The sequence below is a fragment of the Thermogutta sp. genome (assembly GCF_014359955.1).
Classification (GTDB): Bacteria; Planctomycetota; Planctomycetia; order Pirellulales; family Thermoguttaceae; genus Thermogutta.
This window is the reverse complement of sequence record NZ_JACIYL010000017.1, coordinates 1-15,201: the sequence shown is the minus strand read 5'-3', so window position 1 is coordinate 15,201 and position 15,201 is coordinate 1. Positions and strand designations below refer to the sequence as shown.

The following is a 15,201-nucleotide window of genomic DNA, read 5'->3' as shown; positions in this document are numbered from 1 at the left end:
AAAGGAGGGATCATGGCTTCGGGACAGCGTCATAATTTTCCTAAGCTTCACAATGCTGCCTGGCCAGGAGTGGTCGGAAAAGGCGATGGGGGTGAGCCGCCGATTGACCTTGATACGATGCTCGATCTCACTGCGGCGGCTGAAGTGGACGGAATCAAGTTTGATGGATTCGACCTTTTCCTTTACCTCCCCCATATTGATATTGATTCCACGGTCAAGAGCGATGACGCCATCAAGGAGCTTGCAGAGAAAGCTGCCCGACGGAATCTGAAGATTGGCACGGTTGTCGCGCCGATTTGGCCTCCCACGGGAGGCGGTTCCGCGATGGGCGACGAAAGCGAGCGGAAGAAGTTTCTGGAGCAGGTTCGCAAGGGCTGTCGGGTAGCGATGGTCTTGCGAGAAATCGGGGTGCGCCCTTATGGGGTCGTGCGCATTGATTCCGCATGCAGCGTGACCGAGTGGCTCAGGGATCCGGAAGGGAATCAGCGTCGGATAGCCGAGACATTCCGCCAGGCCTGTGATATTGCGGCGGATCACGGCGAGAAGCTGGCAGCGGAAGGGGAGATCTGCTGGGGCGGCATGCACAGTTGGCGGCGAATGATCCAGCTTTTGGAAATGGTGGATCGCCCGGATGTTCTCGGGTTCCAGGCCGATATGGCGCACACGCTTTTGTATCTTCTTGGCTACAACGCGCCCGAGGACGCGTTACTCCCGCAGGACTTTGACTGGAAGGATCAGGATCGGTTTTATGCCGCATACAAACAACTTACAGATGCTTTGCGCCCATGGACGATAGATCTCCATATTGCCCAGAATGATGCCACCGTCCACGGGTCTGGCTCTCACGACAAAACGGGGCGGCACTGTCTGGCGACTGATCCCAACGGAAAGCTCGATATTCCGAAAGCGGCCGGATATTGGCTGCGCGATGAAAACGGACAGCTCACCAAGCGAATGCGGCATATATGCTGGGATGGCTGCATGTTTCCCAATGCCGTCATGATGAATCCGCAAACCTGGAACGACATTTTGCGGGTGATGATTCAGGTGCGAGATCTTCACGGCTGGTACGAGGAAGAGTGAGCCTCTCCGCCAGGATGAATTTGCAGAGGTAACGGCAAAAAATAAAGAGCGTGTCAGCTTTACTGAACATTTGCCAAAAGGAGGAACGACGATGGCAAAGGAACTGAGGATCGGCATGCTGGGTTGCGGGTTTATGGGAAAGGCGCATTCCAACGCCTGGTTGCAGGTTCCTCACTTTTTTGATCGGGAACATAAGCCGGTCCTGAAGGCCGTGTATGCCCGGCCGGAAGATAAGGACAAGTTAGAGGCGTTCGCCAAGCGTTGGGGCTATGAATCGATCGAGACTGACTGGCGGAAGCTGATCGAACGGGACGACATCGATCTGATCGATGTGTGTGTGCCCAACAACATGCACCACGACTGTGTGATTGCGGCGGCCGAAGCCGGCAAAATCGTAGTCTGTGAGAAACCTCTGGCGATGAATTCCCGCGAGGCCGAAGAAATGGTGGCCGCCGTGGAAAAGGCCGGCGTGCCCAATATGGTGTGTTTCAATTATCGGCGCGTCCCGGCGATCGCACTTGCCAAGCAGATCATCGATGAAGGACGGATCGGTCGGCCCTTCCATTACAGGGCGACCTATAACCAGGACTATACGATTTCGCAGAAAGTGCCTCAGGGCGGGCTGGCTCTGTGGAGACTAGACGCGCGTGTGGCAGGATCGGGTGTGACGGGCGATCTTCTCGCACATTCAATCGATACTGCCGAATGGCTCAACGGTCCGATCAAGAAGGTGGTCGCTTACACGGAGACGTTTGTCAAAGAGCGTGTCCACGCAGAAACGGGAAAGGTGGAAAAAGTAGAAATTGACGATGCCTGTATGTTCCTGGCGATTTTTGAAAATGGCTCGCTGGGAACCTTTGAAAGCACCCGTTATGCCCGCGGCCGAAAGAACTACAACACGTTCGAACTCAATGGTGAACTGGGTTCGGTATTTTTCGATCTCGAAGATCCGCACCTCCTGCAATTCTTCCGTTATGCCGATCCCCAAACCGGCAAGAAGATTGAGGATCACCTCACCGGCTGGCAGAAAATTCACGTGACAGCCAGTGAGCATCCTTACATGAAACACTGGTGGGTGCCGGGTTGCACGATCGGGTACGAGCACACGTTCATCAACACATTCGCCGACTTTTTGGCATCGCTGGAAGGTGGCCCAAAGTTCCAGCCCGACATGCGGTCTGGGCTCCGGACGCAGCGGGTGTGCGACGCGATTCTCCAAAGCGCTCGGGAAGGCCGGTGGGTGGAAATCGAGGGTTGACACCACCCTGCTAACTGAGGATCGAAACGGTGGGGGCACTGGCTTTGCGCCGGTGCCCCTTTCTATTTGATCTCCGTTTGATGAAAAAAGCTGAGAAGGACAGCGACCGCGGTGCCGCCGGGAGCCCGGATTGAACCGCTCCGTGCACTATTTTCTCACGGCCGGGACGCAAGCACCTCGAAGCGCCCCTCACGGATGGCCCGGGCCATTGCCAGCGGGACTTGTGCTTCGGCGAGGATGACCTGGGCGCGGTTGTATGCCACCTGCGCTTTCATCTCCTGGCTACGGGCCATGGCCAGTGCCCGGCGTTCCTCTGCCTTGGCGCGCGCTACACGGGTATCGGCCTCTGCTTGGTCGTACTGGAGTCTGGCCCCAATATTCTGACCCACAACGATATCCGCAATGTCGATGGAGACGATCTGGAACGCGGTCTGTTGGTCAAGCCCTCGCTCCAAAACGGCCTTGGAAATTCGATCCGGATGTTCCAGCACTTCGAGGTGTGTTTCTGACGAGCCGATCGCGGTGATGATGCCTTCGCCAACCCGGGCGATGACGGTTTCTTCGGTGGCTCCCCCGATGAGGGTTTCCATCTTTGTGCGGACGGTGACACGGGCCCTGACTTTCAATTCGACGCCATTTTTCGCGATGGCGCTGAGCATGGTCCGCCCGCTGCGGGGGTCTGGACAGTCGATGACCTTGGGATAGATGCTTGTCCGCACGGCATCGAGGACATCCCGCCCGGCCAAATCAATGGCGGCTGCCTGGTCGAAGGTGAGGGGCATCTGCGCCCTGTTGGCCGCAATGAGGGCGTGGATGACCTTCATGACATTCCCACCGGCCAGATAGTGTGCCTCCAGCCGCCGGGTCGTGATTCCGTACCGCTCGTCGGTAAGACCAGCCTGAACGGCCATAATTTTGGCCTGAACGATCAACCGCGCGTTGACCTGACGGAAACTCATGCCGATCAGGCTCCAGATGCTCACCCGGGCACTGGACATGTATGCCTGAAACCATAGTGCCCCGTACATGAGCACGACGATTACCAGAAACAAAAGGAAGAGCAGGCCGATGACGCCCAGTGCAATCCAAAGCGGCCAGAGAGAAAGTTGTGCCACTACAGAACGAGCGATGTCCACGTGCATCATACACCTCCTTCTTCGATGCGCAATCCACGGTGGGAATTATACCACGAGCAAGCCAGTTGTACTAATCCCCACAGCCGGACGAACGACGAGAAAATTTGGAGCGACTCTTTGATACCGAAGCCCTGAACTGCGACCGCTTGACCGGCAGGGCAATTTGGCACTAATTTAAGTTTCATCGCTTGGTCTGCTATCGGGCGACATATGCAACGCCGGCTGTGCCGGCTTGTTTTCTTCTGGAACGGGAAGCACGTCCCATGCAAATGCGAGGCACGACAGTGGTTACGGTGCGCCGAGGTGGCTCGGTAGCCATCGGAGCAGATGGTCAAGTCAGTCTTGGATCCACCGTTCTCAAGTCTGACGCCGTGAAATTGAGGCGTCTGGCGGACGGAAAGGTTCTCACAGGGTTCGCGGGGAGTACTGCCGATGCCATCGCTTTGTTCGAGCGTTTTGAGGCCAAGTTAAAAGAGTTCCCCCGTAATTTACCTCGGGCCGCTACGGAGCTGGCAAAGGAGTGGAGGACTGACCGGGCCCTCCGTCGCCTTGAGGCCATGCTCATTGCCGTCGATGCTGAGCATACACTGCTGTTATCGGGCACGGGGGACGTCTTGCAACCTTCCGACGGAATTTTGGGGATCGGCTCCGGCGGACCTTATGCCGTGGCGGCAGCCCGGGCATTGCTCCGGCACACCAATTTGTCAGCCGTTGAAATTGTCCGTGAAGCCCTGCGCGTGGCTGCCGAACTGGACGTGCATACCAATGAGAATATTGTGGTGGAGGAGATCGCGTGCAGCAGTTGACACCTACCCAAATTGTGGCGGAACTTGATAAGTACATCGTGGGACAGGAGGCTGCCAAGCGGGCGGTTGCCGTGGCACTTCGCAATCGCTGGCGTCGGCAGCAGCTCCCGCCAGAAATTCGCGCGGAGATCGGCCCGAAAAACATCCTTATGATCGGGCCGACGGGTGTGGGGAAGACTGAAATTGCCCGCCGACTTGCTCGCCTGACCGGCTCGCCCTTTGTGAAGGTGGAAGCCACGAAATTCACCGAGGTCGGCTATGTGGGCCGTGATGTGGAGAGCATGGTCCGCGATCTGGTGGATAATGCCATCTCCATCGTTTATTCGGAGTACCGGGAAAAAGTCAAGGAGGAAGCAGAGAAACGGGCGGAGAACCGTTTGATTGACGTGCTGCTGAAGTCGGGTGACTGGGAAGCGGAGCTCGATTCGGCATCTGAAGAAAAAACCCGAAAGAATCGAGTGCGGACGCAGTTGCGGCAATTGCTTCGGTCGGGCGTGCTTGATGATCGGATCGTCGAAGTCACCGTGGAGAAAAAAGAACTTCCATTCTTTGTAAGTGGAATGGGGCTGGAGCAGATCGATATTGATTTTCAATCCTGGGCGGAAAAGTTTTTTTCCAGTAAGCGCGCACGGCGGCGCGAAATGACTGTGGCGGAAGCACGCCGTCTGTTTTTTGACGAAGAAGTCGAAGCGCTCGTCGACAAAGATGAAATCGAATCAAAGGCTATTGAACTGACGGAAAACTCCGGGATTATTTTTATTGACGAGATTGATAAGATCGCGTCCACGGGAAGTGTTCATGGCCCAGACGTTTCCCGGGAAGGGGTGCAGCGCGATCTTCTGCCGATTGTGGAGGGAACGACCGTCAAGACACGCTACGGGTACGTGCGTACAGACCATATCCTGTTTATTGCGGCTGGAGCATTTCATCGAGCGAAACCGAGCGATCTTATGCCGGAGCTGCAGGGTCGCTTTCCTATTCGCGTGGAGTTGACGGACCTGACCAAGGCGGACTTCGTGAGAATTCTGACGGAGCCCGAGAACGCCCTTGTCAAGCAGTATCAGGCCCTCCTTCGCAGCGAAAACGTGGAGCTGATCTTTCAGCAGGATGCCATTGAGCTGATTGCGGAATTTGCGTATCGCGTCAACCAGACCACGCAGAATATCGGGGCGCGTCGGCTCTATACTGTGATGGAAAAGCTTCTGGAAGAAGTTAGTTTTAACGCGCCGGACAATGTTCGTGGTGAGTTCGTGATTACCAGCGACTATGTCCGCAGTAAGCTGAGCGACATTGTTAAGGACGAAGATCTCAGCCGGTTTATTTTGTGAGAGCGCATCGACGATAGGAGTGAACAGCCCGCGAAAACGGGCGTCGGCAAGTCGCAGAAAACTGCGGGGCAAAAAGCGTTACCAGATCGCAGACCTACTAGCGACCTCGCCAGAACCGCGGATTGAGAATCACGAGAAGCGGAAAGAGCTCCAATCGGCCGAGTAGCATCAGGGTGGTCAGAATGCACTTGGCCGGTGCGTGGAGAGCCCCGTAATTGGCTGTTGGACCGACGAGGCCCAGACCAGGCCCCACGCCATTGAGCGTTGCGGCCACCGCTGAAAGACAATCGATCAATTTGTTTCCGTGGGTTCCGTTCCAGGTGGAGAGCGGTTCGAACGCGAGTAAAGCGAGCCAACTGACAACAGAGACGAGGAGGATCATGGCAAAGTACACGAGGATGCTTTTGAGCAGGTCGGCATCGGTAACGGGTTGTTGGCCGATGCGAACGACGCGCACGACGTTGGGCCGGTAAGTCTGCTCCAGTTCGAGCGCGAGTATTTTGAAGAGGAAAATGTAGCGAATAACCTTGACGGCGCAGCTTGTGCTTCCTGCACACCCACCGATATACATGAGGACGAGCAGCACTCCTTTCGCAAACGGGGGCCACTTGTCAAAATCGGCCGTTGCGAATCCTGTGTTTGTTTGCATCGACACGCATTGAAACAGCGAGTATCTGAGGGCTGTCAGGGGATTATATTGATAGTCTGGATATTCGAAGAAGAGGTACGCCGCCGTCACCAGTGTCGATACGAAGATAATCGCCGCATAGACGCGGAATTCGACGTCGTAGAGGAGGCGATACAGGTTTCCCTTGGCTGCGAAATAGAGAAGCGCGAAATTGGTACAGCCGAGAAACATGAAGACGGTGATGGTCAGTTCGATGGCAGGGCTTTTGAAGTGTGCGATGCTGTCGTTGTACGTGCTGAAGCCACCGGTGGCGATTGTTCCAAAGGCATGGCACAAGGCGTCGAAAAGGGACAGCCCCTGGATGAGAAGAAGTGCGGTCAAAATGATATTGAGAGTGACGAACACGCTACCGAAGGCGATGGCTGCCCTGCGGGTTTGCTCGTGAGTGGACGTTTGGGAGGGCGCAGCCACCTCGGCCCGCATGAGCTGTTTCCCGGCGGATCCCATCCCGAGCACGGCGACGAAGAGCACAACAATTCCCAGTCCGCCGAGGAAATGCGTTTCCGATCGCCAGAAAAGGACAGATCGAGGTACAAGATCGGGGTCCTCAAGATCCGATAACACGGACGCGCCGGTCCCGCTGTAGCCGGAGGCGGATTCAAAGATGGCGTCGAAGACACTCATTCGCACGATACGGCCATTTTCACGGGCCCGGGCGGTGCCAGAAAACAAAAACGGCAGCGACCCGAGAATTGTTGCAAGCAACCATGCGAGGGCGACTGCGGCCAGAGCCTCGCGTCTCAGGAGTCGGTCACGACGAGCATCCCGCCCGATAAACAGAAGCAAAGAGCCCACCAGAACGCTGACCAAGACCGCGCCAAGCGTCCCCGCGAAGCCACGCCAATCAAAGGTATCGACCTGCCCAAAAAATGGATGCGACCAGGGCAGGCTGGCGGTCATGAAACCACCCACAATGAGAGAGATGATTCCCAGGATGTAGGAAATCAGTTTGAAGTTCATCGCGTCTGATGTGGCATCACAGAAGCCGGTCTAGTTTGTTGGGAAAGGTGCGAGAACCGCAGCAATTTCACCAGGATCCACATCGCCAACCAATTCGACCTGCCCCAACCGCTTCGGCAAAATGAGACGCAACTGCCCATGCTGAACCTTCTTGTCTCGTCGCATGCAAGCGAGGACATCGTCTGTGGAAAGAAGGGGTGGTTCGGTGGGTAAGCCGAGAGTTTTGAGGAGAGCCGTCTGTCGCTCGCATTCTTCACGGGAGAACATGTTTCTTGCAGTGGCTAACCTGGCAGCGCAGGTCATTCCGATGGCGACAGCCTCGCCGTGCAACAGTGACGTGTAGCCCGTGAGAGTTTCGAAAGCATGGGCGAAAGTATGGCCGTAATTCAGAATGGCCCGGTAGCCCGTCTCTTCCCGTTCGTCTGCTTCGACGACATCGGCCTTCAGACGGCAGCACCGAGCAACAATCGTGGTGAGGGTGTGAGGATCCAGGTTGAGAATCGCGTTGGCGTTTTCTTCAAGAAACTTGAAGAATTGGGCGTCCAGAATCACCCCGTATTTAACGACCTCAGCCAACCCGGAAATATATTCCCGGGACGGAAGAGACCGGAGCGTCGCAACATCAATGACGACGAGAGAGGGTTGGTGGAAGGCCCCCACCATATTTTTCGCTTTTTCCAGGTTTATGCCCACTTTTCCTCCAACTGAACTATCCACTTGGGCGAGGAGGCTTGTGGGGATCTGCACAAGCCTTAAGCCGCGAGCATATGTGGCGGCAATGAATCCTGCAAGATCGCCTACGACGCCCCCGCCCAGGGCGACGATGACGGTCTTCCGGTCCGCCCGAATATCGACCAGGTCGTTCCAAAGCTGCTCCGCATAGCGAAGACTTTTTGTGGTTTCCCCAGCGGGAACGGTAACCGTGTTAACGCGGATTCCCTGATTTTCGAGGGCTTTCTGGCAGGTTTCGAGATAGAACGGGCCCACATTACTGTCCGTGATCACCACCGCATGGGTCACGTCCATTAATGAGGTGATTAATTCACCTGCTTTCGCAAGAATCTGGTCCCCGACGAAGATCGGGTAAGCTCTGGGGCCCAGGTTGACGTCAATGCGCGTTACGGTCATGGCTGATGATAGTCGCAATCGAACGTTTTCACTCAGACTGGGGTCTGTGCGGCCTCACTCGTCTCATCGGACGTCCCCAGGATCCGTTCGATATCGTTTACCGTAATCGTAATTTCGCGTCGAAACCCTACTGGCAATCGTACGTAGGCCAGTTGTTCGGCGTGCTGCGGATGAGCATCCAGTTCGTGCTCTACACGACGGCGAAGTTCTTCCGGATGATGGTCAAGTTCTTTGGGCCAAAGGAAGATTTTCTCCACCACCAGGGCTTCCCGGTAAGGATCGTACTCGTTGGCCATAGAATTCACCTCGCGCCGAAGGAGATCAGAAATTTGCCGCTCAGTTCTTGGCTGCGCCGAAGCTGAGGATGTGAAAACCCCCAATCAGCAGATTGTGCGAATAGCTTTTTAAAAATACTGCTACCCACCCACCATGCGCGAACTGACAGCAGAAGCGTGTCGACTTTTGCTGACCTTATCGACTTTACGAACATCCCGGACTCCCGGGTATTCCATGACGACGTTCTATTACCTCAACCAACGTTTCAATCGTTGCGATAAAACGAGGCTCCCACACAGTTTCGGCAAACTCTTGGCCTGTCCACACCAATGCCGTTTTTTGATAGCACGACACGCGTGTATACGATTATAGGCTTGTATCCCTACCAGCATAAGAATCTGTGAGAATTGCGGGGACCGTTCAGAAAAACGATCCCCGCAATAACCGATTCACTGCTTTGCTTTTGGCCTGCACCGGCGGGAATTATATTCCACCATACAGGTGGCTTACTGGTTTCCCATTCGTTTGAAGCAGGAAAACCACTCAAAGGCCATCATGCGTCGAGCGTATACCCCGGCCGATAGACTGGCTTAATCAGCTCTTCGAGACCGGAGATATTCTTGGCCTTGAGATTGGCTGCATCCCACTCGACCTTGGGACCAACCCCGGGTTCATTGGCTACCCAAACTGCCAGGTTACCGAGGAGAACCGTTTCGGTGAGCGGACTGGCATAATCCGGGAAGTTGGACATAGCCGGCTTGCCGGTCTTGATGGCCAGCACCCATTCGGTGAAGTGACCCGGCGAGCGTTCGAATTCAACTTCCGGCACTGTCAGGTCTTTGGGAACAATAACGAAGCGATCACAGTAGTCGCCGGGGGCGTACATCTTCCCCTTGTCCCCGATGATCAACGCGCCGCTTGCCGTGGGGGCGGAGGGGTCGTCGAATTCCTTAAACAATTCCTTGGGAGGTAACTTTCCACCGTCGTACCACTTGAGTGTGAGCCCCGGCCGCCAGTCGTTGGCAGCGAACTCATAGGTGATGATCGACCACTTGGGGAAGCTATCCCGGTTATGGCCGGAGGTTTCAGCCTGAACGGAGACCGGATCCCGCAAGTCCAGACCGGCGTACGGCATGTTGAGGGTGTGGCACGCCATATCGCCGAGTGCACCGGTGCCGAAGTCCCACCAGCCACGCCACGAGAACGGGTGGTAGCCCGGGGCATAGGGGCGGAACTTGGCCGGGCCAATCCATTCTTCCCAGTGGAGGTACGGAGGAACCGGCTGTTCTGGCGCCCGAGTACCCCCTTGCGGCCAGATGGGCCGGTTGGTCCACACATGAACTTCCTTCACAGTGCCAAGAATATTTTTCTTAAGCAAGGCAGCCGCACGGCGGAGGGCGGGATTCGCTGTGCCCTGATTGCCCATTTGCGTTTGCACTTTCTTTTCTCGGGCTACCTGGCCCATCAATCGGGCTTCATAGATGGTACGTGTGAGAGGCTTCTGGCAGAAGCAGTGCTTACCCAATCGCATCGCCAGCAGAGAGGCTGCCGCGTGATTGTGGTCGGGCGTGCTGACGGTGACCGCGTCGATCTTGTCGGCCATTTCGTCGAAGAGCTTGCGATAGTCGTAATACTTCTTCGCGTCTTTAAATCGCTTGGCGGCAGCGTCGAGCGTCCGATCGTCAACGTCGCAGATGGCCACGACTACTCCCGCGTTTCCCGCATCGGCTGAGTCACTCTGACCTTTGCCGCCCAAGCCAATGCATGCGAACTGAATCTTTTCGTTGGGGGATTTGCTCTCCTCGGCGCGGACTCCGCCGGCCACCCAGTAGCCAATACCGATGACCGCGGACGTCTGCAAGAACTCCCGACGACTCGAGCGGAACGCCATGGCAGATCCTCCTACACAAACAGGAACGAAACTCAATCCAGGCACATTGCCGAATACGCGCCACAATAATGATTTATCGTGTCCTTGGCAAGTTCCCGGCCAGGTTTCTTGGAAATGCGCACAACCGGCAAGAACACGACCGGAGGAATCAAAAATGGGAAGGTGGTCCACTCTGCAGTGGGCTGAAGGTGGGACATACGGTTGGTTACGTGGGATTGCTGTCTAATTTGTCGATGCGATGCACAATTCCGCAACAGTCGTTAAAGGGCCTCCCGATTGCCGACCTCCGAAAGCTCGGATCGGGAAACCGTGTGGTCCTGATCCCCAACAGAAATCGTAAATGATTCGGGGGGCGCCCGTCAATCCGTAACATCTTTTGACACAGTCCTGTTTGTTCTCTGCGGCTGAGGACGCGCGCATTCAAACGGGTTGGCGTGGGAGTGAGGTTCAAGCCGGAGGAATGCTGCTTGTCAGTTGCACTTTCGGAGGGACGTTCCTGTCACGTCCGCTTTTCGGCGTTGGAGCATGCTTTGCGTTCCGGCGGGCAGGCAAGCGCGCCCCTCCGCAGGATTTTTTGGAGGGACGTGCCTGCCTCGTTCGCCTTCCAGCGTTGGGACCATCTATCGCACCGACCGGGCTCGAGTCGCTCGGCTAAGTCGCTGGTTACAGCGTCGGGGCAATTCATCATTTGCTGCTACGGCGCGTTGTGCCATGCCGTCTCGGAGATCTTTAAGGAGGTGCGGATGAGCCATGGACGCGATCGATTCCCCGGACGTGGACGAATTCGGTAAAATGTGTGGTATCCGTGATGGAAAACCGATTTCTTGGTACACCTTGGTGGGAAGCATCGATGCTGGACGCACGCTTGGTTAACCTTTTGGCCTGTCCCGAAACGAAACAGAGCCTTCGGGTGGCATCGCAAACCTTGGTGGATGCGGTGAATGCTGCCATCGAGCGTGGGGAGCTCGTCAATCGGGCCTCACGAAAAGTCGAGCGGCCTGTGGAAACACTCTTGGTCCGCGAGGACAATGAGATTGCTTATCCTGTTTGGGATAGCATTCCAACGCTTTTGATTGACGACGGAATCTATGTCAGCCAGTTCATCAGTGAGCTTTCCAAATCGGAGAGCCGAAGTTAGCTGGTAAGTTGTGCATTGGTTTTTAGAGGCATGGGGAACGATCCGATTCATCGATAGATGCGGGATTTGGGCAACGAGGGTGTCACAATGTCTCCGAAAACAGTCTTTAAAAAGATCATCGACAGAGAAATTCCGGCCGACATTGTCTACGAGGATGCCGATTGTATTGCTTTCAAGGACATCAACCCCCAGGCGCCTGTTCACATTATCGTCATTCCTAAAAAAGAGATTCCGAACATTGAGGCGCTTCAGGAAGAAGATGCCGAGTTGATCGGTCGATGCTTTCTGGCTATGCAAACCATTGCCACCCAATTGGGTTTGAATCAGGGCTACCGGGTGGTGCTCAACAACGGCAAAGATGCTGGTCAGGAAGTGATGCATCTGCACTTCCACATGCTGGCCGGGCGACAGTTTGGCTGGCCGCCGGGTTGAAGTCTGAGGCGTTACTTCATCATCCATCCCGCGATTCACTCGTTCCTCCCATTTTTTACAGACATGGAAGGCCAACCGGAGCACAAGTTGGATGTCCTCGGATGGCTGGGCGAGGCTTTGGAGGAATTGGATCGCCGATCTCTTCGGCGGATGCGGCGATGTCGACAGAGCCCTCAAGGGCGGACCATTTGGCTCGACGGTCGCGAGCTGGTGAACTTTGGCTCCAACGATTACCTGGGGTTGGCGGGCGATCCCAGGCTTGCTGAGGCGGTACGGCACGGTTTGGAGAAAGAGGGCTGGGGAAGCGGCGCCAGTGCTCTTGTTTGTGGCAGATCCTCCGCCCACGCTGCTCTTGAGGAGGCCCTCGCGAAGTTCGAGGGCTGTGAGGCGGCGCTGGTGTTTCCTACTGGATTTGCTGCCAATGCGGGAACGATCGCGGCTCTTGTCGGGCCGGGGGATGCGGTTTATTGCGATCGAAAAAACCATGCCAGCATTATCGATGGTTGCAAACTGAGCCGGGCGGATTTCCGGGTCTTCCCACACTCGGACGTGGACACTTTGGACCGCCTGCTGGCCAAACCGCACAAGCATCGGCGGCGCCTTGTGGTCACGGATACGCTTTTCAGTATGGATGGCGATCTGGCCCCCATTCCTCAGCTTGTGGAAGTGTGCGAGCGCCATCACGCCATCCTCATGGTTGATGAGGCACACGCCACGGGGGTTTTTGGCGATCGAGGCCGGGGGGTTGTGGAATTTTTTGGCGTTGAACAGCGGGTACCGGTCCGTGTGGGGACGCTCAGCAAGGCCCTCGGCTCCGTCGGAGGATTTGTGGTCGGGAGCAGGGAACTGATTGAGTGGTTGGTGCAAAAGGCCCGGCCTTACATGTTTTCCACGGCCCTCCCCGGCGTTGCATGTTATGCAGCGGTCGCCGCGCTGGAAATCGTCAAACAGGAGCCATATCGACGCGCATTAGTCTTGCAGAGGGCCGAATTGTTGCGGGAGACTCTCAAGCGTAACGGATGGGATGTCGGGCGATCGAGCAGTCAAATTATCCCGATCGTTGTCCGGCAACCGGAAGTGGCACTTTCGCTTGCTCGATTTCTGGAAACCCGCGGTCTTTTCGTGCCCGCCATCCGGCCTCCGGCGGTTCCTGACGAGGAGGCGTGCCTTCGGGTGAGCGTCACCTTTCAGCATCAGGACGGCGACCTGCATCAGTTGGTGGAGGCGCTCGGAGAGGCACGACGGACGGTGGGACTCGGCGATGCTTGACTGTGGCCGGGGGATGGTGTACGTTGCCTGCCGGAGAAAGGTTTGCTTCCGGACATCGCCGACGTCCTTGCGAGGGATGCATCGGCTGGCACGGTGTTTTCTGCCAAAACGTCGGAGTTTTCTGCGAGAACACCGCCACAAGCGCTTGCTCAGCACCGCGGCAATCGTCGTGGAGAGTCCATCGTCTGGGTGGAATTGATGGCGCGCCCCAAATGTCCGTGTTGAGCGGATTGACTGGCTAACGGCGAGGGAAGTTTCCGCGAAATAACCAACGCTCCTGGGAGGTGACCGATGCGACTTCGTCCTGTTATCTTCGCTTTTGTGAGTTGTGCTTTACTGATCCCGAGACCGGCTTCACGCTCGCTCTGTTTTGCCAGTGATGGCAGCGATGCCCGCACGGTCCTGTGGCAGATCGGTCAAAAGGATGGGAAAACCCAGGGGTTTGCCCTGGCTCCGGACCGTTTCAGTCAGTATCGGGAAGATCCCATTTACCTGGTGGGCGTGTCGGAAGCAGCAAAGGACTGGCCGTACGTCCAGCCAGGACCGGCCGATGTGTGGGCAGGCGGGCGGCCTCACACCGCGACAATTTTATTCGGCCTGGAGACACTACCGCCCGAAGACTGCGAACTCGTCCTGTCTTTGGCGAACACTCACTACCGTTCGCCTCCCCGAGTTGCCATCAGTGTGAATGGCAGGGTTGTTTCTCAACAAACACTTCCGCCAGGCGGGCCCGACGCAACGATTATGGGCGACCTGAAAGAAGCAAAACCCTGTGAAGTGCGGGTCACCGTCCCTGCCGACACGCTTCGCATGGGGACCAACGTTATTTCCATAAACACGCAGGAAGGAAGCTGGATGCTGTATGATGCCGTGGTGTTTCTGGCTCCTCTAGGTGTTCGCGTGGTACCTCTCAAAGACGTGACGGCAGTCCGATCCATCCAAGCTGTACCGGCTTTGGTGAAATCACACGGGGAGCTGCGGCAGGTCGTAGAGTTGGTGATCATCCGAGCGGGCGAGCCTGAATCGGTCGAGGTCATCTGCGAAGGAACGCCGTGCTGGTCGGGAAGTGTTAAGGATGGTGCGCAAGAGGTCATCGTCCCGGTACCACGGGTCATCGAACGAAAAGACGTGAAGCTCGTCGTTCGTACCTCCGATAAGGTAATTCTTAAAACCAAACTGACCCTGGACCCGGTGCGGGAATGGGTCGTCTATCTTCTGCCTCATTCCCATGTCGATATCGGGTATACGGATATTCAGACGAAAATCGAAGAGAATCACTGGCGGTTCTACGAACAGGCTTTGGAAACCGCTGCAAAAACCGCGGATTATCCCCCCGAGGCTCAATTCAAATGGAACGTGGAAGTCCTGTGGGCTGTGGATAGTTATCTTCGAAAGTCATCGCCAGAGAAAAAAGCAGCGTTCGTGGAAGGGGTGAAACGGGGAGTCATTGGGCTTCAGGCCCTTTACGGAAACGAACTGACCGCTCTGTGCCGTCCCGAGGAACTGCTTCGCCTTGTCGATTATTCACAGCGACTGAAGGAGCAAATCGGTGTGCCGATTGATTCCGCCATGATCAGCGATGTCCCGGGATACACCTGGGGTATTGTGACGGCGCTTGCCCAGGCAGGTGTGCGGTATTTCTCCATCGGTCCCAATGGCGGACATCGAATCGGCCATACCCTGGAAGTTTGGGGCGACAAGGCGTTCTGGTGGAAATCACCCAGTGGTCAGGAACGCGTGTTGTGCTGGATTCCCCGCCGCGGATACTGGCGGGGGTTTCGTGGGAAGGCCGAATTGTTTGCATACTT

Annotated in this window: 13 protein-coding genes; 8 read left to right on the top strand and 5 right to left on the bottom strand. The window is 56.2% G+C overall.

Annotated elements, in window-relative coordinates:
- Positions 1–12: 12 nt before the first annotated feature.
- Positions 13–1,083, top strand: a complete 1,071-nt coding sequence (locus H5U08_RS01320) for a TIM barrel protein (RefSeq protein ID WP_297029358.1) — start codon at positions 13–15, stop codon at positions 1,081–1,083.
- 91 nt (positions 1,084–1,174) lie between these two features.
- Positions 1,175–2,341: a Gfo/Idh/MocA family oxidoreductase gene (locus H5U08_RS01315; RefSeq protein WP_297029356.1), complete on the top strand. Its 1,167-nt coding sequence runs from the start codon at positions 1,175–1,177 to the stop codon at positions 2,339–2,341.
- A gap of 155 nt (positions 2,342–2,496) precedes the next feature.
- Here the strand turns inward: H5U08_RS01315 and floA are convergent, their stop codons facing one another.
- Positions 2,497–3,486: a flotillin-like protein FloA gene (gene floA, locus H5U08_RS01310; RefSeq protein WP_297029355.1), complete on the bottom strand. Its 990-nt coding sequence runs from the start codon at positions 3,484–3,486 to the stop codon at positions 2,497–2,499.
- 254 nt (positions 3,487–3,740) lie between these two features.
- Between floA and hslV the strand changes: the two genes are divergently transcribed.
- On the top strand, positions 3,741–4,283 hold the full coding sequence (gene hslV / locus H5U08_RS01305) for an ATP-dependent protease subunit HslV (RefSeq protein ID WP_297029353.1): 543 nt from the start codon (positions 3,741–3,743) through the stop codon (positions 4,281–4,283).
- Positions 4,271–5,611, top strand: a complete 1,341-nt coding sequence (hslU, locus tag H5U08_RS01300) for an ATP-dependent protease ATPase subunit HslU (protein ID WP_297029351.1) — start codon at positions 4,271–4,273, stop codon at positions 5,609–5,611. Before hslV ends, hslU begins: the two co-directional genes overlap by 13 nt.
- A 97-nt stretch (positions 5,612–5,708) precedes the next feature.
- Here the strand turns inward: hslU and H5U08_RS01295 are convergent, their stop codons facing one another.
- From H5U08_RS01295 to H5U08_RS01280, 4 genes are all read right to left on the bottom strand, one after another.
- The gene (locus H5U08_RS01295; RefSeq protein ID WP_297029349.1) at positions 5,709–7,259 is read right to left on the bottom strand and encodes a TrkH family potassium uptake protein; all 1,551 of its coding nucleotides are present in this window, start codon (positions 7,257–7,259) and stop codon (positions 5,709–5,711) included.
- Between the two features lie 30 nt (positions 7,260–7,289).
- The gene (aroB, locus tag H5U08_RS01290) at positions 7,290–8,387 is read right to left on the bottom strand and encodes a 3-dehydroquinate synthase (RefSeq protein ID WP_297029347.1); all 1,098 of its coding nucleotides are present in this window, start codon (positions 8,385–8,387) and stop codon (positions 7,290–7,292) included.
- Between the two features lie 32 nt (positions 8,388–8,419).
- Positions 8,420–8,683, bottom strand: coding sequence for a hypothetical protein (locus H5U08_RS01285; protein WP_297029346.1), 264 nt, complete (start codon positions 8,681–8,683; stop codon positions 8,420–8,422).
- Positions 8,684–9,216: 533 nt separating this feature from the next.
- Entirely contained in the window at positions 9,217–10,554 is a 1,338-nt protein-coding gene (locus tag H5U08_RS01280; protein ID WP_297029345.1) for a Gfo/Idh/MocA family oxidoreductase, read from the bottom strand.
- A gap of 850 nt (positions 10,555–11,404) precedes the next feature.
- On the opposite strand from H5U08_RS01280, the gene H5U08_RS01275 reads away from it, so the two are divergent.
- From H5U08_RS01275 to H5U08_RS01260, 4 genes are all read left to right on the top strand, one after another.
- On the top strand, positions 11,405–11,692 hold the full coding sequence (locus tag H5U08_RS01275) for a Trm112 family protein (RefSeq protein ID WP_297029343.1): 288 nt from the start codon (positions 11,405–11,407) through the stop codon (positions 11,690–11,692).
- Between the two features lie 87 nt (positions 11,693–11,779).
- Positions 11,780–12,124 carry a histidine triad nucleotide-binding protein gene (locus H5U08_RS01270; RefSeq protein ID WP_297029341.1) on the top strand — a complete coding sequence of 115 codons (345 nt, stop codon included), beginning with the start codon at positions 11,780–11,782 and terminating at the stop codon, positions 12,122–12,124.
- Positions 12,125–12,211: 87 nt separating this feature from the next.
- Entirely contained in the window at positions 12,212–13,393 is a 1,182-nt protein-coding gene (gene bioF / locus H5U08_RS01265) for an 8-amino-7-oxononanoate synthase (protein ID WP_297029339.1), read from the top strand.
- Positions 13,394–13,684: 291 nt separating this feature from the next.
- On the top strand, positions 13,685–15,201 hold a 1,517-nt coding region (locus H5U08_RS01260), incomplete at its 3' end, for a polysaccharide lyase family protein (RefSeq protein WP_297029338.1).

Bases quoted from the DNA above. Each gene is read 5' to 3' on its own strand.
- H5U08_RS01280 (WP_297029345.1), bottom strand. From the start codon at position 10,554: ATGGCGTTCCGCTCGAGTCGTCGGGAGTTCTTGCAGACGTCCGCGGTC.
- H5U08_RS01285 (WP_297029346.1), bottom strand. From the start codon at position 8,683: ATGGCCAACGAGTACGATCCTTACCGGGAAGCCCTGGTGGTGGAGAAA.
- H5U08_RS01275 (WP_297029343.1), top strand. From the start codon at position 11,405: ATGCTGGACGCACGCTTGGTTAACCTTTTGGCCTGTCCCGAAACGAAA.
- floA (WP_297029355.1), bottom strand. From the start codon at position 3,486: ATGATGCACGTGGACATCGCTCGTTCTGTAGTGGCACAACTTTCTCTC.
- H5U08_RS01295 (WP_297029349.1), bottom strand. From the start codon at position 7,259: ATGAACTTCAAACTGATTTCCTACATCCTGGGAATCATCTCTCTCATT.
- hslV (WP_297029353.1), top strand. From the start codon at position 3,741: ATGCAAATGCGAGGCACGACAGTGGTTACGGTGCGCCGAGGTGGCTCG.
- aroB (WP_297029347.1), bottom strand. From the start codon at position 8,387: ATGACCGTAACGCGCATTGACGTCAACCTGGGCCCCAGAGCTTACCCG.
- H5U08_RS01320 (WP_297029358.1), top strand. From the start codon at position 13: ATGGCTTCGGGACAGCGTCATAATTTTCCTAAGCTTCACAATGCTGCC.
- H5U08_RS01315 (WP_297029356.1), top strand. From the start codon at position 1,175: ATGGCAAAGGAACTGAGGATCGGCATGCTGGGTTGCGGGTTTATGGGA.
- H5U08_RS01270 (WP_297029341.1), top strand. From the start codon at position 11,780: ATGTCTCCGAAAACAGTCTTTAAAAAGATCATCGACAGAGAAATTCCG.